The organism is Vibrio sp. CUB2, from assembly GCF_001557945.1.
Classification (GTDB): domain Bacteria; phylum Pseudomonadota; class Gammaproteobacteria; order Enterobacterales; family Vibrionaceae; genus Vibrio; species Vibrio owensii.
The window spans coordinates 95,504-113,470 of sequence record NZ_LNRB01000006.1 but is presented as its reverse complement, the minus strand read 5'-3'; the positions used below and the strand labels follow the sequence as shown (position 1 = coordinate 113,470).

At 45.3% G+C, this 17,967-nt stretch carries 17 protein-coding genes; 13 read left to right on the top strand and 4 right to left on the bottom strand.

Annotation, left to right across the window (positions count from 1 at the left end; all coding sequences use genetic code 11):
• Positions 1-31: 31 nt before the first annotated feature.
• Complete coding sequence (locus ATB78_RS11600; protein WP_009707311.1) at positions 32-316, bottom strand: DUF1315 family protein; 285 nt, start codon at positions 314-316, stop codon at positions 32-34.
• 101 nt (positions 317-417) lie between these two features.
• On the opposite strand from ATB78_RS11600, the gene ATB78_RS11595 reads away from it, so the two are divergent.
• Entirely contained in the window at positions 418-1,239 is an 822-nt protein-coding gene (locus tag ATB78_RS11595) for a DUF2989 domain-containing protein (protein WP_041057980.1), read from the top strand.
• Between the two features lie 103 nt (positions 1,240-1,342).
• On the opposite strand, the gene msrB is transcribed toward ATB78_RS11595, so the two are convergent.
• Positions 1,343-1,756 carry a peptide-methionine (R)-S-oxide reductase MsrB gene (gene msrB / locus ATB78_RS11590; RefSeq protein ID WP_005439736.1) on the bottom strand — a complete coding sequence of 138 codons (414 nt, stop codon included), beginning with the start codon at positions 1,754-1,756 and terminating at the stop codon, positions 1,343-1,345.
• 334 nt (positions 1,757-2,090) lie between these two features.
• Here msrB and gap point away from each other — a divergent pair, with 334 nt between their 5' ends.
• The 3 genes from gap (at position 2,091) to ATB78_RS11575 (ending at position 4,612) form a co-directional block, all read left to right on the top strand.
• Positions 2,091-3,086 (top strand): type I glyceraldehyde-3-phosphate dehydrogenase, encoded by a 996-nt coding sequence (gap, locus tag ATB78_RS11585; protein ID WP_038871258.1) that lies wholly within the window; start codon positions 2,091-2,093, stop codon positions 3,084-3,086.
• Between the two features lie 181 nt (positions 3,087-3,267).
• Positions 3,268-4,152 carry a D-hexose-6-phosphate mutarotase gene (locus tag ATB78_RS11580; protein ID WP_061008730.1) on the top strand — a complete coding sequence of 295 codons (885 nt, stop codon included), beginning with the start codon at positions 3,268-3,270 and terminating at the stop codon, positions 4,150-4,152.
• A gap of 112 nt (positions 4,153-4,264) precedes the next feature.
• Positions 4,265-4,612 (top strand): hypothetical protein, encoded by a 348-nt coding sequence (locus ATB78_RS11575; RefSeq protein ID WP_061008729.1) that lies wholly within the window; start codon positions 4,265-4,267, stop codon positions 4,610-4,612.
• 10 nt (positions 4,613-4,622) lie between these two features.
• Here ATB78_RS11575 and ATB78_RS11570 read toward each other — a convergent pair whose 3' ends face one another.
• The gene (locus ATB78_RS11570) at positions 4,623-5,591 is read right to left on the bottom strand and encodes a nucleoside hydrolase (RefSeq protein ID WP_061008728.1); all 969 of its coding nucleotides are present in this window, start codon (positions 5,589-5,591) and stop codon (positions 4,623-4,625) included.
• 364 nt (positions 5,592-5,955) lie between these two features.
• Here ATB78_RS11570 and ATB78_RS11565 point away from each other — a divergent pair, with 364 nt between their 5' ends.
• From ATB78_RS11565 to ATB78_RS11530, 8 genes are all read left to right on the top strand, one after another.
• Positions 5,956-7,992: a methyl-accepting chemotaxis protein gene (locus ATB78_RS11565; protein ID WP_061008727.1), complete on the top strand. Its 2,037-nt coding sequence runs from the start codon at positions 5,956-5,958 to the stop codon at positions 7,990-7,992.
• A gap of 109 nt (positions 7,993-8,101) precedes the next feature.
• Positions 8,102-8,944, top strand: a complete 843-nt coding sequence (gene rlmA / locus ATB78_RS11560; protein WP_061008726.1) for a 23S rRNA (guanine(745)-N(1))-methyltransferase — start codon at positions 8,102-8,104, stop codon at positions 8,942-8,944.
• Positions 8,945-9,028: 84 nt separating this feature from the next.
• Positions 9,029-9,976 (top strand): ChaN family lipoprotein, encoded by a 948-nt coding sequence (locus tag ATB78_RS11555; protein ID WP_061008725.1) that lies wholly within the window; start codon positions 9,029-9,031, stop codon positions 9,974-9,976.
• 459 nt (positions 9,977-10,435) lie between these two features.
• The gene (locus ATB78_RS11550) at positions 10,436-10,795 is read left to right on the top strand and encodes a hypothetical protein (protein ID WP_005439760.1); all 360 of its coding nucleotides are present in this window, start codon (positions 10,436-10,438) and stop codon (positions 10,793-10,795) included.
• Positions 10,796-11,507: 712 nt separating this feature from the next.
• A complete protein-coding gene (locus ATB78_RS11545) occupies positions 11,508-13,085 on the top strand; it encodes an alkaline phosphatase (protein WP_061008724.1) in 1,578 nt (525 codons plus the stop codon).
• A 139-nt stretch (positions 13,086-13,224) separates the two neighbouring features.
• Positions 13,225-13,521 (top strand): ribbon-helix-helix domain-containing protein, encoded by a 297-nt coding sequence (locus ATB78_RS11540; RefSeq protein ID WP_005439764.1) that lies wholly within the window; start codon positions 13,225-13,227, stop codon positions 13,519-13,521.
• Positions 13,522-13,622: 101 nt separating this feature from the next.
• Positions 13,623-14,018: a VOC family protein gene (locus ATB78_RS11535; protein ID WP_009707321.1), complete on the top strand. Its 396-nt coding sequence runs from the start codon at positions 13,623-13,625 to the stop codon at positions 14,016-14,018.
• Between the two features lie 68 nt (positions 14,019-14,086).
• Positions 14,087-14,371: a putative quinol monooxygenase gene (locus ATB78_RS11530; RefSeq protein WP_061008723.1), complete on the top strand. Its 285-nt coding sequence runs from the start codon at positions 14,087-14,089 to the stop codon at positions 14,369-14,371.
• Positions 14,372-14,449: 78 nt separating this feature from the next.
• Here the strand turns inward: ATB78_RS11530 and ATB78_RS11525 are convergent, their stop codons facing one another.
• On the bottom strand, positions 14,450-16,141 hold the full coding sequence (locus tag ATB78_RS11525; protein ID WP_039986855.1) for a mechanosensitive ion channel domain-containing protein: 1,692 nt from the start codon (positions 16,139-16,141) through the stop codon (positions 14,450-14,452).
• Between the two features lie 363 nt (positions 16,142-16,504).
• Between ATB78_RS11525 and ATB78_RS11520 the strand changes: the two genes are divergently transcribed.
• On the top strand, positions 16,505-17,899 hold the full coding sequence (locus tag ATB78_RS11520; RefSeq protein ID WP_061008722.1) for a glutamate decarboxylase: 1,395 nt from the start codon (positions 16,505-16,507) through the stop codon (positions 17,897-17,899).
• Positions 17,900-17,967: the final 68 nt, after the last annotated feature.

Genomic DNA, 17,967 nt, shown 5'->3' with positions numbered 1-17,967 from the left:
TGGGCTTTTTGCTTTGAAAGAGGTGTGCTGTTTAGTTCAAGTTTGGGTTCACTCGAACGATGTCTTGCTCTTCTCCACTGAATTGTTTCTTCAATTCTTGCTTAGATTTAAAGCTGATTTCACCACCAGCGGCTACCGTCATGTGCTGCGCCTCGGTGTTATGTTTTGATTGATACAACATCACAGCTTGCATACATGAGTCTCGCTGCTCTTGGGAAAGTGGTGTACCCTCAGGCCATCTTCCTGTCTCTACTGCGTAAACCAATCGCTCATAGACTTCTGGAGTTATCGCATTTAATAATTGTTCTGCGTCCATAATGTACCTTCTTATTACATTCTATTTACAGAACATAACGGTATAGAAAGCAGAGTCAAGAGCTCGAAAATGAATTGGTGTAACGGATCACAAGCAAAACCATGAAACGAACATACTGGTTACTCGCAGGCCTTGCCAGCCTGACATTAACAGGTTGCTTCGAAGGCAACGTCACCACTGAAGAATTGTGCCAAAAGAACCCACAGCTTCGTTGTGAAAACTTAAATATGGACGATGGTCAATGTCGCATACCTCGCACCAATTTGGTTTGGCATCGCTTTGAGCTACTCAAAGATCCATCAGAAGCCAATCAAGTCATCGAATACAGGTTAGTTGCTGAGTATCGCAAATGTTTAGAACTCGCGTCACAGATCACTCCGATTGATCAAAGCGCGCTAAAACGTAAAAGATTTGATGCCTTGGTGCACAGCATTGATGAGCTGGATCGTATCGTCAATAACTTAAAAGGCTCTAATGACCCAGCAACACTTTATTTCTTGTGGTCTCAAACGGGTGACGACCAAGCACGTCGTCAGTTTTTACAAATGGAAGGCAAACCAGAGCTCAATACCGCAGAAATGCAGTACGCACTCGCCACCTTCTATACCAACCGCGATCCACAAAAGACATTAACATTACTTCATAATTCGCTATCAATGTCGAACGAAGACAACTTGAAACCAGAAATTTTGAAGTCATTGGCCAGCATTAACCAAGGTCTAGGTAAGAAAGAGCAGGCTTACTTATGGGCCATGGTTGCAAAGCGCTACGATGTCCCGCTTGCTGATGAGCAACAATTGCAGCGCATGTTTAACTTTGCCGACCCAGAGAAATATGAACAATTAGATGATTTGGCTAAATCTATATCTAAGGCAATAGATAAAGGGAATTATTCACCAAGGATGATCCCTAGCGATTTATAAAATAAAAAACTCCCGTTCATGTCGGGAGTTTTTTATTTCTACAGTAACGGTTCAGTATTTTATTAATTGAAAGGATGAAACATTCTTTCTACCAAAACTGGGGTTATTGATCGGATTTGTTGAAAATTAACGACACCGAGTTGACACAAAAACGCTCACCTGTTGTTTGCGGTCCATCTTCAAAAACGTGACCTAAATGGCTGTCACAAGTGGCACATCGAATCTCAGTTCGGACCATTCCGTGACTCAAATCCTTAAGATAACGCACCGCAGAGTCGTTAATCGGGGCATCGAAACTCGGCCAACCACAGCCAGAGTCATACTTGTTATCGGAGATAAATAGAGGGGTGTTGCAACAGGTACAGGCATACACACCTGTCTCTTTATTATGAAGCAGTTTACCGGAGAACGGAGGCTCTGTGCCTTGCTCGCGACAGACGCGAAACTCTTCCTCAGAGAGCTGCTCGCGCCACTGTTCATCGGACTTCGTTACTTTTCTTCCGCTTTGTTCTACCAATTTCTGTTCCTTATTTCTTATTTTTGGCAATGACTTTTTTAGCAAAAAACTTGCTTCTCGTAACAGTTGTAGCACATACTTTCTCACCAGGACACCATGTGTAATTAATTTGATACGAGTTCTTATCTCGAAAGTTATATTACGCCAACTGGAATGTAGAATAACCAGTTAAAAGTTTAAAAAACGAGCATTTGCGAAGAATTGTTAAAAAAAGCGTCGCTTTTTTTTGACTTTAAACAAGTTAAGTCCGATTATCTGTTGCAGATGTTTACTGGATTTTGTAATTTTACTACCAGTTATCTTTAATCAGAAATTAAGTTGTGGAGCAACTATAATGACTATCAAAGTAGGTATTAACGGTTTTGGCCGTATCGGTCGTTTCGTATTCCGTGCAGCGCAAGAGCGCAACGACATCGAAGTTGTAGGTATTAACGACCTTATCGACGTAGATTACATGGCATACATGCTTAAGTACGACTCAACTCACGGCCGTTTCAACGGCACTGTTGAAGTTGAAGGCGGTAACCTAATCGTTAACGGTAAAACTGTACGTGTAACTGCAGAGCGCAACCCAGAAGACCTAAAATGGGATGCTATCGACGTTGACGTAGTAGCTGAAGCAACTGGTCTTTTCCTAACTGACGAGACTGCACGTAAGCACATCACTGCTGGTGCGAAGAAAGTTGTTCTAACTGGTCCTTCTAAAGACGCAACTCCAATGTTCGTTATGGGCGTAAACGATTCAACTTACGCAGGTCAAGACATCGTTTCTAACGCTTCTTGTACTACTAACTGTCTAGCGCCTATCGCTAAAGTTCTTAACGACAAGTTCGGTATCGTATCTGGTCTTATGACTACAGTTCACGCTACTACAGCTACTCAAAAAACTGTAGACGGTCCTTCTGCTAAAGACTGGCGCGGTGGTCGTGGTGCTTCTCAGAACATCATCCCATCTTCAACTGGTGCTGCTAAAGCTGTAGGCGTTGTTCTTCCAGAACTAAACGGCAAACTAACTGGTATGGCTTTCCGCGTACCAACAGCTAACGTTTCTGTAGTTGACCTAACAGTTAACCTAGAGAAAGGCGCATCTTACGAAGCTATCTGTGCAGCAATGAAAGAAGCTTCTGAAGGCGAACTAAAAGGCGTTCTAGGCTACACTGAAGACCAAGTGGTTTCTCAAGACTTCATCGGTGAAGTTCAAACTTCAGTATTCGATGCTAAAGCTGGTATCGCTCTAACTGATAACTTCGTTAAAGTTGTATCTTGGTACGACAACGAAATCGGTTACTCAAACAAAGTTCTAGACCTAATCGCTCACATCTCTAAGTAATTATTACTTAGCTGAAAAGCAATTAGCGAAGCTTGTGTTTGAAACATAAGATTTGAATAAAAGGCGGCTCTAGAGTCGCCTTTTTTGTATCTGGAATTTGAGAGAATGAAGACTCGACGTTGCACTCAATGTGCGAAGCGCGTCTAAAAAAGCTCTCCCTCCCAGCGATAGGAAGCAACACATGGATTTAAAAACTCTCCCAGCTCTAACCGTGCTATCTGATAACGTCACTATCGTCGAAGTTGATCAGGTTAAAGTCGTTCGCGTTATTCATGAGAAAGCTACGGCAGGTATCGCACTACACGGTGGTCATGTCGTGTCGTTCACACCAGCAGGCCAAGAAGACCTAATCTGGATGAGCGAAAAAGCAATCTTTGATGGCAAAGCGGCACTTCGTGGTGGTATTCCTGTTTGTTGGCCTTGGTTTGGCCGCATTGCAGCGCCAGCTCATGGTTTTGCGCGCACAGCAGAATGGGAATTGGTTGAACACCGTGAGAACGACAACGGCGTGATCGTTGAACTTGCTCTCTTCCCAACCGAAGAAACTCACGACATCTGGCCACATATGTTTGATGCTCGTCTTGTTGTTGAAATCAGCGACGAGCTAAAGGTGACATTGAAAGTCACCAATATTGATGATGCAGAGTGGACATTCTCAGGTGCACTACACACGTATCTAAACGTAGGTGATATCAAACAAGCACAAACAACAGGTATGGGCCCAGAGTACATCGACAGCTTAAAAGCAGGTGAAATCTGCCAAGGTGGTGATGTCCTTCAACTAACTGATACGATTGACCGTGTTTACACTCAGCCAGAAGCGAAAATCTTGGTGAAAGACCCTGTGTTAGATCGCACGTTGAGCGTTGAAAACCAAGGCCATAACTCAGCAGTGTTGTGGAACCCTTGGGCACAAGGCGCACAAGGCATGGGGGACATGGCAGACAACGGCTACGAAACCATGATGTGTGTTGAATCGACAGTGCATGCACCAAGTATCGAGCAAGGCAAGACGTTACAGCCAGGTGAGACACATGAACTTATCACTGTGATTTCAGCGCAATAATCCAGTTTAAAGGCCGGTTCACCCGGCCTTTTTTACATTTCCAAAGCACAACACAAGAATCACTCATGCCATACTAAGGCCAACCACAACGAGTCGAGATAATGGTGTAACGATGAAATACCGCATTTATTCAATATCGCTTCTTACGAGCTTATTGTTTGGCTGTGCCAACACTGAGGTCTCGTTACAAGCCGAAAAGAACGTCGCCGAATACAAGCAATTGTCTCCAACACAATATCAAGTCTATTGCCCCACCGGAATCTGCCGCTTCCAAGTTTCCGCGAACCAGAAAACGGCAATAAGCATTGAGATGTTCTATGCCGAAAATAAACCGTTCAAGAAGATTGAAGGGCTGACCTACGACAATCAAAATCAATATCCGACGTCGAATGTTTTTACTCTTCCCGTAAAATCAGACAACGAGAGAATATCTGTGCAAGTCATCGACTATTACAGATAACCCCACTCCGTTATCGCTTTGAATAACGAATAATCGATTCTCGATAAAGTGAAAGCAGTGTATCGCTTTTCACACCGATCCCAACGTTTTGCGCGGAGAAAGCACGCCACTCATCGTCCATGTATTTGCGTTGATCCGTTTTCTGAATCGTCATCCCTTCGGCAGGTCCATCAGTCACTACTCGGACGGCACCACTGCGCAAAGTAAACAGCTCAGGATCAATGACATACGCAATCGCAGAAGGATCATGGACATGGCAACCATCCATTCCAACCTTCTCGGAGTAAAACTTCAAATAGTAGCGGCTCACATCCCAAATGAACTGCCCTACTTCTCCCGCATCCTCTCGCAGTTGGTCTAGATATTGTCCCGTAAAAAAGCTCTCTTCCGTAACATCCAAACCGATGATGACGACTGGCCACGAAGCCGTGAATACCTTATCGGCGGCATGAGGGTCGTCATGAATGTTTGCTTCCGCAAATGGCGTAACATTGCCTCGATGATCGTTCTCACCAAAAGCGCCGCCCATTACAACCACTTCCTTAACCAAGTTAACGATTTCTGGGTCTGCTTCCAAAGCGAGCGCAAGGTTAGTTAAAGGGCCCACGGCCACCAAGGTGATTTCTCCCGGGTCTGCTCTAACGCTGTCGATGATGAACTGATAAGCAGGCGTATCAATGGCACTTACATCCAGTGCGCTCGGCGCTTTCACATCACCAAAGCCAGCTTCCCCGTGCACAACAACCGTTGCTCCAACCGGCGCTTTTACTAAAGGCTTATCCGCACCTTTCGCAACCAATGCTTTCATACCAAACTTCTGTTTTAGGTAAAGGGCGTTTTGCGTCGCGTTGTTTATCGTTGCATTGCCATAAACGGTTGTAATGGCCATAAGGTCGATATCAGGATGGGCTTCAGCAAAAAGAATGGCCATCGCATCATCGATGCCAGGATCTGTGTCTAGGATGATTTTCTTTGTCATAACAGCTTCTATTAAACGCTTGGAAAGCCCCAACAATACCTATAAAAAACAAGGATAAACGTGACCAAAGCCGAAGGTATGAGCTTTCTTTTAGTCGCTGCTCCTTACTATCACTTCAACCAAACAAATGAAACTTTCACCCACTAGCATCCAATTCATTGGTAGCTCAACTTACTCAACCTTATTTGGTCATTTCATTTCTGCAATAAAATCACCCAGTCAGCGGTCATTTGTTATCTAAGCTATTGGTTGCTCTTATTTTTTGACAATTAACTTAATAAATATCAAAAAAACTCGTCATATAAATCGCTAGCATGCCGATACAACATTTATAACATCTATCAATAATCAGGAAAGACACTACATGCTAGACAAATATCGGAATCAAAGTGTCGGTTTCCAGCTCAAACTGGTCATCACACTGTGTCTGCTTATTGCATTTTCAAGCATTGCTGCGCTTGTTTATCAAAACGCTTCAAACGTACTTTTAGAAAACACGCTGAAAGAACATCAATCTAAAGTGGAATCGATGGCAAAAACCATTGCAGGCCAGTTCAATGCTTATCTGCACACGGCAGAAGTTTTGGAATCAACCTTCCGTAATGGTTATTTGGCGGGTGTCTATGTCGAGAGTTACAACGTCGACTTTCAAGGTCACCAAGTACCAAACATCACCCAATACAGCGAAAGCTTGATTGGTGACACTAAGTTAGTTGATAGCTTCACTCGTGACACTGGCGCTGTTGCGACCCTGTTTGCTCCAATGGGCAACGACTTCATTCGCGTCGCTACTTCACTAAAAGATCCTCAAGGTAAAAGAGCACTTGGCACTACATTGGGGCTTAACCACCCGGGTTACCAAAAGCTTAAAAACGGCCAACCTTACTATGCGCAAATCAAACTTTATGGTGAGCGCTACATCACCTACTACGCACCTTTAAAAGACGCGAATGGTAAGGTCAACGGTATCTCATTCATTGGTTTACCTGTTGAGCGCGCGACCCAAGATCTATTCAGCTCGCTACAAAGCGTAAAATGGGGAGACACTGGTTACACCATCATTCTGGATAACGAGAAAGACAACCAAGGTCATTACCTTCTTCACCCTAAACACGAAGAGAGTGATCCACCGATTCAAGAAGTGTCTGACTACAACGGCAATAAGCCTTTCTACCAACTTTTCGAACAAGAAAGTGGCTTAATTCGCTACCCATTTGAATATCAAGGCACCGTGGGTGAAAAGTACCTGGTTTACACTCAAGTTCCGGGTTGGAACTGGAAACTGTTAGGTGGCACTTTCATCAATGAAGTCACCAAAGGCAGCCAAGCTTTACTTCAACTGATTGCAACGATTTCTCTCATTGTGGCAGCGGCCACTTTTGTGGTGCTTACGCTTGTCCTTAACCGAACGCTAAATCCACTCACCATTTTGAATGGCTACATGAACCGTTTGGCAAAAGGTGAAGTGAGTATCGATATTCCTGCTTCGGGTAAAGCATCGAAAAACGAAATCATTAACTTGAACAACGGCGTTGCCAATATGGCGGGACAACTGAACGAGTTGGTTGGTCAAATTCGCTCGACTAGCGACCAAGTTGAAAGTAACTCGACCAGCGTTGTGGATGATGCAAACCGTAACCTGATGCAATCGGGTCTTCAGCAAGAACAGGTAGAGCAAGTGGTAACTGCAATTGAAGAGATGGCTTCATCTGCTCAATCTGTCGCTCAGCAAGTTGAGCAAATTGCCGAAAATGTTCGCTCTGCAAACACTGACAGCCAATCTGGTCTAGAAGTCGTTGAAGGCGTTTGTATTGATGTTGCACAGTTAAATGATCAACTAGACCAATCTGCGGCAGCTATCGAACAAGTGAATCGTGACAGCGAAAGCATCCAAACCGTGACGAAAATGATTGATGAGATCGCAGAGCAAACCAACCTACTTGCGCTTAACGCAGCGATTGAGGCTGCACGTGCGGGTGAACAAGGCCGTGGCTTTGCTGTAGTGGCTGATGAAGTGCGAACCCTTGCTCATCGTACTCAGACCTCCGTGAAAGACGTCGTCGAGATCATCGAGAAACTAAAAGGCTCCACCAGCAATGCCGTAAGCATGATGACCGAGAGCCAGCAAAACGCGAACAAGGTATTGGATAAAGCACAAGAAGCAGGCACCGCGCTAGAAGCCATTGCTGGGCAAGTTCAGTCTATTGCGTCTCAAGCCGATGCTATTGCTGCAACCTCAGAGGAACAAGCACAAGTTTCTCAAGAGATTGCAGCAAACGCACATTCTATTAGTGAATTGAACCGTGAAAGCCGTGATACCAGCGCTAAAACATCGCAAAGTGCAACCGAGCTACAGCAGCAAGCGCAAAACTTGAAACAGCAAGTGGATTTCTTCCACTAACCCTCCAATAAAACCAATGAAAGAGCCGATAATTCGGCTCTTTTTTGTTTCGCTTGCAGCATCCCTTTTTGATAGAATTTGCCGCCCTACTTCCTGTCCAGAGATCGTCATGAACTATCAATGCCCTCTATGTCACCAACCTCTTGAGCTAACAGCAAAGACGTTTAAGTGTGAAAACAACCATCAGTTCGATTTAGCAAAAGAAGGCTACGTCAACTTGATGCCAGCGCACCACAAACGCTCAAAAGATCCAGGTGATAACAAAGAGATGATGCAAGCACGTCGTCGCTTTTTAGAAGGCAATCATTACGATCCGATGCGCCAAGAAGTGGCAAGCCTGTGTGCCAAATACACCGAAGGCACAAGCCATCAATTGTTGGATATTGGTTGCGGCGAAGGCTACTACACAGACCAAGTTCAGCAGTCTCTGCACTCACAAAATGAAGAAGCAACGGTGTATGGTCTAGATATTTCTAAAGTCGCCATTCGTTTCGCGTCTAAGCGCTACCCAAATTGCGATTTCAGCGTGGCATCAAGCCATCGCTTGCCGTTTGCAGAGCAATCTCTAGATGCGATTTTACGTATCTACGCTCCGTGTAAAGCAGAAGAGCTACAACGTGTGATTAAAGACAACGGTGTTGTTATCACAGTCACGCCAGCAGGCCGTCACTTGTACCAGTTCCGTGAACGTATCTACCAAGAGATACGCTTGCACAACGAAGAACCAGAGAACATTGAAGGGTTCGAACTGGAGCATCAACAAAAGCTCAACTACACCATGGACTTAAAAGACGGCGTCGCATTCGACCTACTGCAAATGACACCATTCGCATGGAAAGCCAGCGACGAACTTCGCGAAGAGCTAAAGTCATCTACACTTTTCCAATGTGAGGCTGACTTTATGTTGCGTGTTTACCGTAAGAAATCGATTCAATCTGAGAATGAAGCATAAAATGTAACGCTAATTATTCTCATTACCATTGATTCATTTATCAGCCTCCATTAATATCATTCGGACATTTTTGGAGGCTTTTTAATGCGCTTTTCTACACTAAGTCTGATTTTTGCAGGCTTGCTTACTGGCTGTGCTTCAAATGCACCGACCGCTCCCAACGCCGCAACTGACGACGTAACCAGTTTCTACGACTACCAGCTTCATGCCCCTTCCGGTGAAGCCATCTCAGTCAACCAGCTAACCCCAGCCCTACAACAAGCCGACGTAATTTTGATTGGTGAATGGCACACACACGCTGGTATCCACCGCTTTCAAACCGACATGCTAAAGCAGTTGTCTTCTGCTAGTCGCCCTCTTGCGCTTTCAATGGAGCAGGTCACACGCGACAAGCAAGCAATCTTAGATTCATACCTAAACGGCGAAATTGGTGAGCAATACTTTATGAAGCAAAGTAATGCTTGGCCAAACTACGAAAGCGATTACCGCCCACTGGTTGAGTTTGCAAAGCAAGCTGATATTCCCGTGATTGCCGCAAATGCACCGAAAAATATTGTGCGTTGCATTGGTCGCCAAGGCATCGATTACTTAGATAAGCTCGGCAGCGATGAGCGCAGTTTTGTTGCGGACGAAGTCAACACCGCAAACAGCCCATACAAAGAAAAGTTCATGGCATCCATGCACCATGGCAAGCCAGAGCAGACCGAAAAGCAGTACGCAGCTCAGGTAACATGGGATGAGACCATGGCAGAATCCATCGTCAAATACCTAGAGAAACACCCAGGTACTCAAATAGTTCACGTCGCGGGCAAATTCCATACTGAAGGTGGTTTAGGGACAGCAGCTTCTATCTTGAATCGCAACCCAGATTTAAACGTTGTCGTCATTACCCCTACTGCTGATATCACTTCTGATGGCTCGGATTACCAACTAGAAGTCCTTGCGCCACCGGTACGTTACGTACAAGACGCAAACCGCATGGCTGCGTACAAGCACCTTGCTAAGCGCAATAGCGATCTTCAGTGTAAGTAATCAGAAAAATCTGACTACGCCTTTAGATAAATAGGCCTGCTTTTTGCTTTAGTTTCCGAATAGTGACAGGAAGCGGCAAAAACAGACCTATTTTAGTTCTGATTGATTCAAGAAATAACGTTTGCCGTCGATATAGATATAACTGGTTTTTATACCCAAGTAACCTCGAGATGTTAGGTTCAGCGAGAATGACTTGGTTTGTAGACGCGGCGGCGATTTAAAGGTTTGGTGGGTCCAAATCAAGAATCGACAACAAAGTATACAAGCCAAGTCAACTCGCCCTTCGGGAGCGTGTCATTGACCCAATTTCTGCGTCAAACAACTTGGAAAGAGCGAGCTATTACGCTGCGTTGTTTTCCTTGACCTCGAATCAATGACAACGCTCTGAATCCTGCATCTTGAAGTCACTTGGGTATACCAGCACTCATAAAGGAGTGTCGTTGTTCGAAGGGGTAACAGATGAATCCAGTAGGAAGCAATTCAGTTAATACATACGCCGCTCAACAAAACAAAGTTGAGCAAGCAAAAAAGGCAGATCAAACTACCGACGCAGCGCCACTAAAGGTTGAGCAAAACAAAGTGACGCTTTCTTCTGAAGGAAAAGCGCTGCTTGCCGCTCTACAGCAAATCGACCATGAGAGTAAAAAAGTCGAAGCGGAAAACAAAACCGTTGGCGATAAGGTTGAATCTTTTGCTCATGGCGCTCTCGGTATGGACCATCCAGATACTATCGAAGAAGAGGAAGACGGCTCCTACTCGGCAGGCCAATATCTTTCAGCTGCACTGACCGTTGGCGGCATTATTCTGGCTCTTGTTTAACCTCACCCGCGTTAAGCAAGAGTTTCTTTCGTTACGATAACCATCCTCATTTGAACGCGTTTTTTGCTCCAGTCCATAATGGTCGACGATTCATTATTGGACGATGGACTATGAAAAAGGCTTTTCAATCTTGCCCTTCTTCAACTCAATTTCTCCATTTTCCTATTAAGTACGGCCGATAAGTTCGCGCCCGACGAATCCCAAATTTCACTGAATTATCTCGATTATGCTGCTGCGTAAGGCGAGTTCTGTTTGCTGTTCATCATTTGTCTTTAGAAGGGCAAGAGGAGTTGCCACTCTATTCAGACAAGATGGTGAGAGCAAAACTGACCAAACTTGGTTCTAAAAAGGCTTCCATGCCTTCCTCAATCGAGTTTGCTCATCGTGACCCAAAGCCCTGCCTACGCGGTGTAGCTTTAGCTCATGACTTTCGACTCCTAAACTTAACTCAAAGCCCACTTCTGTGGGCTTTTCTTATTTTAAGGTCTGTTAACCTTTCGAGCTTATTTTGCAGCAGTTTGTAGGTTGTTTATACAAGGCGGACGCTAAGAATAGTTGGGCGTCCCATCCGAACAAAACTCAACTACGAAGGAGCAACAGCCCCTAGACTTAGTGAATGAAAGTGACTTTCACATGAACCTTTTATGACGGTAGCATTTCTGTAATAAATCCTTGTTTTAATTCGAGCGCTTTTATAAATAAGGAATATACAATGAAGCACTTAGTGACCCCAATCGTAACCGCAGTAGCGGCATCCACACTTTCTTTCAATGCGCTCTCTGCAGAAATCAAAAACGTCATCTTGATGATTGGCGATGGCATGGGCCCTCAACAAGTTGGCTTGTTAGAGACCTACGCCAATCATGCACCAAACTCTATCTACAAAGGCGAAACCACCGCACTATACAAACTGGCACAAGAAGGAGTAATCGGCTCCTCTTTGACAAACCCAGAAGACGCCATCGTTGTGGATTCTGCTTGTTCAGCAACCATGCTTGCGACTGGCATTCCGACCGCTTCTGAAGTGATTGGAATCGATAGCCAAGGCAACCACGTTGAAACAATTTTGGAAAAAGCGAAAGCAAAAGGGAAAGCAACTGGCTTGGTTTCAGATACCCGGATGACGCACGCGACACCTGCCGCTTTTGCCTCTCACCAACCTCACCGCTCGTTGGAAAATAACATCGCTGTGGACATGCTAGAGACCGGCGTGGATGTGATGCTTTCTGGCGGCCTTCGTCATTGGATTCCTAAATCGACCAACGACAAAGGCGACACTTACAAGCAACTTGAGCAACTGACTCAAGGCGACGTCTACCTAAAATCAAAACGTAAAGATGAGCGAAACCTTCTGACGGAAGCGCAGCAGCAAGGTTACAGCCTCGCGTTTAACCGCAACATGCTTGAACAAGCAAAGGGGGAAAAAGTACTGGGACTCTTTGCTTATTCCGGCATGAATGATGGCATCGCTTACAGCCACAGCAAAGACGACCCGAAACGCACCCAACCATCGTTAAAAGAAATGACCGAGAAAGCGCTGGATGTCCTTTCAAAGGATAAAGATGGCTTCTTCTTGATGGTGGAAGGCGGCCAAATTGACTGGGCAGGCCACAGTAACGACGCAGGCACCATGCTGCATGAATTGATAAAGTTTGATGAAGCGGTAAATTCAGTTTATGAATGGGCAAAAGGTCGCGAAGACACTCTCGTTATCGTCACTGCCGATCATGAAACTGGCTCTTTTGGATTCAGTTACTCATCAGCAAATTTGCCAAAACCAGAAAAGCGCAGTGGCGAAGCATTTGCGAACCGCGATTACGCACCAAACTTCAACTTTGGCCAGTTTGATATTCTCGATGGCCTCTACAATCAAAAGCAAAGCTACTACGGCATGATCAGTGAGTTCCAGAAACTCGATGAAGCAGCACAGACGCCAGAAAAGTTGGCTGAGATTGTCAACGCGAGCAGCGACTTCTCCATCACACCAGAGCAAGCTGCGCGCGTATTAGCAAGTAAACCTAACCCTTACCGCCTCGCAAGCCACAAGTATTTGAGTGAAGAGAATGTCCCAGCGGTCAATGACTTTGACGCCTTCTTCCCATACAACGACCGTGGCAACTTGTTAGCTCGTGAGCAAGCGACCAAACAAAACACAGTCTGGGGAACAGGTACACACACGCATACTCCGGTAAACGTTTTTGCATGGGGGCCAGCGGGTACTATTCTTCCGGTTTCGAAAATCATGCATCACTCACAGCTGGGTGAATACCTGATTCAACAAATCAAATAATCCGTAATTTGCACTTACTTTCATCTTTTGGTGAAACCTTCACGCCCTCATTAGAGGGCGTTTTTTTACATAGAAACGGTTGACGCCCCGCACTCAACGTTCCAATATCTGCGGGTTATTTATAAATACGATCAATACCATGTGCGAAATATTTGCTAAGCAACCTCAGGAAAACTACCAATTTATCACCCGCTCTATCCGTATCGATGGCCATGCTACGAGCGTGAAACTAGAGTCCAGCTTTTGGCTGATCTTAGAAGAGATCGCTTCTGCACAAGAGATGACGGTGCCGAAGTTCATCAGTACGGTTTACCAAGAAGCGTTGGAGCATAATGGTGAAGTAAACAACTTTGCCTCCTTGTTGCGTTGCGCTTGTTTAACCTATGCACGCCAACCTCAAGAGACCATGGCACAAGCGTTGAACGAACTGCATTAAACAAAACACCCACACCTCCCCCCAACGTTCATTGTCGTACCTGAGTACTACCTATTGCGCGCGAAAACTGACTAGTCTAAGCGCACAATTAAGGAGTACTCATGACAAAAATGATTCATACCATGATCCGCGTAAGCGATCTGGAGCGTTCTCTAAAGTTTTATCACGACGCACTTGAGCTAGAAATCAAAGACCAATACGTATTCGACGGCTTTTCTCTTACCTACTTAGCGAACCCAGAAACAGGGTTTGAGCTGGAACTGACGCACAATCACGACCAAAGTGAACCTTACACACATGGCACAGGTTACGGCCACCTTGCTGTAAGTGTGGAGGATATTGCGGCGACACACCGACGCCTTAACTCATTGGATATTGAAACCAGTGACATCAAAGTCTTTGACCATCAGGAAAAGCACTTAGCAACCTTCTTCTTCATTACCGACCCAGACGGCTACAAAATTGAGTTCTTGCAGCGTCAAGGTCGCTATCTCTGATAGTAAGTTCTGTCCTAACAGGAACGGCCACTATCCCCTTTAATAACAACAAAGAAGCAAACACAACTATGATTCATTTAACTGCTGCATTTCACGCAAAACCTGACTGCATATCTCAACTAAAACAAGCATTAGAAGCGATGCTAGAGCCAACTCGAAATGAAACTGGCTGCGTGCGTTATCACTTGTTCCAAGACAAAAATGACCCAAGCCAGTTCTTGTTTCAAGAGCAATTTGCAGACCAAACCGCGTTTGACGAACACTGCAAAACAGCACATTTCCAGACTCTACTGAGTGAGATTGATGGTTTACTTGCCAGTGAACCAAAAATCACGTTCTTGGATGAGCTGTAATCTTTACTGCTAAACCGATAAAAAAAGGCGCTCAAATTGAGCGCCTTTTTATTGATTTTGGATTCAAGTAAAAGAAGTTTATGCTTCTTTCTTTTCCACCATGTGCAAATGCACATCTTGTTGTGGGAATGGAATCGAAATGCCTTCACGGTCGAAGCGCAGTTTCACTTCTCGGGTCACATCCCAGTAAACATCCCAGTAGTCATCCGTTTTAACCCAAGGACGAACAATGAAGTCAACTGAAGAAGTGTTCAGTGTATGAAGCTTGATCATTGGCTCTGGAGAACGAAGTACTGAAGGGTGAGAAGTCACGATATCTGCCAATACTTCTTCTGCTTTTAGCACGTCATCTGAGTAACCAATACCAAAAACCATATCGACACGGCGAATGCGCTCATGCGTCACGTTCTTAATCACGTCTCCCCAAATCTTGCTGTTTGGCACGATGATGATTTGGTTATCGAAAGTACGGATTGTGGTGTTCACCAAGCTCATATGGCTTACCTTACCGTCTACACCACCTGCATAAACAAAGTCACCGACATCGAACGGACGGTAGATCAGTAGCATCATACCCGCAGCGAAGTTTGATAGCGTATCTTGTAATGCGAAACCGATGATCACACCAGCAATACCGAAACCGGTCAGGATTGGAGCAAGGTTAAGGCCGATTTGAGATAGGCCAACCATGATACCGATGATCCACACGGCTTTGCCTGACATCGAGATAAAGAAGTCTTGCATCAAGTGTGACAGCTTCAAGTTCTTCGATGCCACCGTCTTGCTAACCACTTTACGCGTTAGCTTCGCCAGTGCGCGGGCAATCAGCAGGATCAGAGCAAACACAAACAACTGGAAGATGTGCTGTGGTGCGTTTTCAGCAAACCAATCCACCATTGAGTTCGACCAATGGCTCAAGATAGACAGGATCACTTTGGTGTTCAGCAAATCATGCGTGATGCTACCCGTCACCTCAAAGATCTGACGCTTGTATTCCGATGTTTCTAGGCCAACTTTATCACCAATGGTTATCAGATTGCGTAGGCTCTCTGTCGCGATATTTAGTCGTTGCTTTAGAATCAGTTGGCTTAGCTGCAGAGACGCTTTTTCTGACTCTGGGCTAGAAGAAATTTGTGAGCCGATGATTTCGCTTTGCTGATTCAAGTACTCAATCGACGCAGACAGCAAGCGCATGCGCTTATCAACGTTGTCTTTGAATGCAGCTTCCGCATCTTCATCTTGCACACCTAGTGTTTTCAGCCAGTTAAGGTTCTGCCAGCTTGATTCGTAGCTTACGTCCAAGTACTGCTGCAATTCACGATAGCTGTTGACTAAAGACAGTTTGTCTTCGTCTTTTGCAGTATTGATTTCTTCATTAAGCGTTTTGACTTTGTCATCTAGGTAAACGACCGCGCCTTCAGAATACTTCTCTTGAGTTTGAACAAGCTCAATCAGCTTCTCATGAGGAATAGACTTATTGCTGATTGCTGTCGCAAGGCGGCTGCGCAGCTCTTCATTTTTTTGGAACAGTTGCAGTTGTAGTGCATCACGCTCATCGCCACTGGCTTGTTTCAAGCTTTCAGACAAATCGATGATGTCTTGGTTGATGTTATCAATCGCTTTTTCAGCGGCAGAAACCTTTGGTACTTCTACGACCGTTTCTGTGCTTTCTGTTGCTCGAACCATAAAGGAACTCATGGTCAAAGCAAACGCCATAAATAACACCACAAATGGTGTAAAACGCACTTTTAGGGGGGATAGTAACGTCATTTTTACCTCGTAAGAGACAATCTTGATCGGGGTGACCAAGCGCCGGAATGTAAATCCTTGAAATTAGATGCTCTAAGTTTACAACACGAATCCGCAAACCGAGCAGCATTTAGTAAATTATGCGTCAAAGTTCCTACAGCGGATCCAAATTTTCTTAATCTAAATATGGAGTAGCAGCTGCCACTTCTTCTGTATTCTTCGCTTAACTCAGCACAAAGTCTGTGCGACAACCCAAACAACGAGTCACAAAATCAACGGCTATAAAAATCTCTGCTACGTTTAATTGGCAGTCAAAACTGTCTTATGAACACCAATCACTACTGATAACAAGCGCAATTGTTTCAATAAGATAAGGGATTTCACATGCCTCTTCATAAAAAATCGACCGTCCGTGGCTCTATTCTCGATGACGTGTACTCATCGAAAGATCTTTCCGTTGTTATGCCCAAGTATCGTATTCCAGATGCAGAACACTCGCCGGAACATGCTTACCAAGTGGTGCACGATGAACTGATGCTCGACGGCAACTCTCGCCAAAACCTCGCCACATTTTGTCAAACTTGGGTAGAAGAAGAAGTACACAAGTTGATGGATGAGTGCATCGACAAAAACATGATCGACAAAGATGAGTACCCACAAACCGCTGAAATCGAGTCTCGCTGTGTTCACATGCTGGCAGACCTTTGGCATGCGCCAGACGCTGAAAACCCGATGGGGTGTTCAACGACGGGCTCCAGTGAAGCAGCTATGCTCGGCGGTATGGCTCTGAAATGGGCATGGCGTGAAAAAATGAAGAAACAAGGCAAGCCGACTGACCGCCCTAACCTGATTTGTGGCCCCGTACAGGTGTGCTGGCACAAGTTTGCTCGTTATTGGGATATTGAACTGCGTGAAATTCCGATGCAAGGCGACCGCCTTATCATGACGCCAGAAGAAGTGATTAAACGCTGTGATGAAAACACCATTGGTGTTGTTCCTACTCTTGGCGTGACTTTTACATGTCAGTATGAACCTGTAAAAGCCGTGCATGAGGCTTTAGATCGACTCCAAGCGGAAACCGGGTTAGACATCCCAATCCATGTCGATGGCGCAAGTGGTGCGTTCCTCGCTCCTTTCTGCGACCCAGATTTAGAATGGGATTTCCGTTTACCAAGAGTGAAATCGATCAACGCTTCTGGACATAAATTTGGTCTATCGCCACTAGGCGTTGGGTGGGTGGTTTGGCGAGATGCGGATGCGTTGCATGAAGATCTGATCTTCAACGTTAACTATCTCGGCGGGAACATGCCAACTTTTGCCCTCAACTTCTCCCGTCCTGGTGGCCAAATCGTTGCTCAGTACTACAACTTCCTTCGCCTTGGGAAAGAGGGATATCGAAAGATCCACCAAGCCTGTTACGACACTGCTCGATACCTAGCAGAAGAGGTCGAGAAGATGGGCATGTTCAAGATTATCTACGACGGGCACGGCGGGATACCTGCACTGAGTTGGTCACTCAAAGAAGACGCGAATCCGGGCTTCAACCTCTACGATCTCTCAGATCGCATTCGATCAAGAGGTTGGCAGATCGCCGCTTACGCCATGCCAGCAGAACGCGAAGATCTGGTGATCATGCGCATTTTAGTTCGCCACGGATTTAGCCGCGATATGGCCGATCTTTTGATTGCCGATTTACAACACTGCGTCGACTTCTTTGCCAAACATCCGATTGTTAACGGCAGTGATGCAGACGAATCGAGCAACTTCAATCACGGTTAACGCTCTCACCTTACACGCAAGAGCGAGGAATATGGGTTGTACCTCGCTCTGCCACTCACTAGGTAACA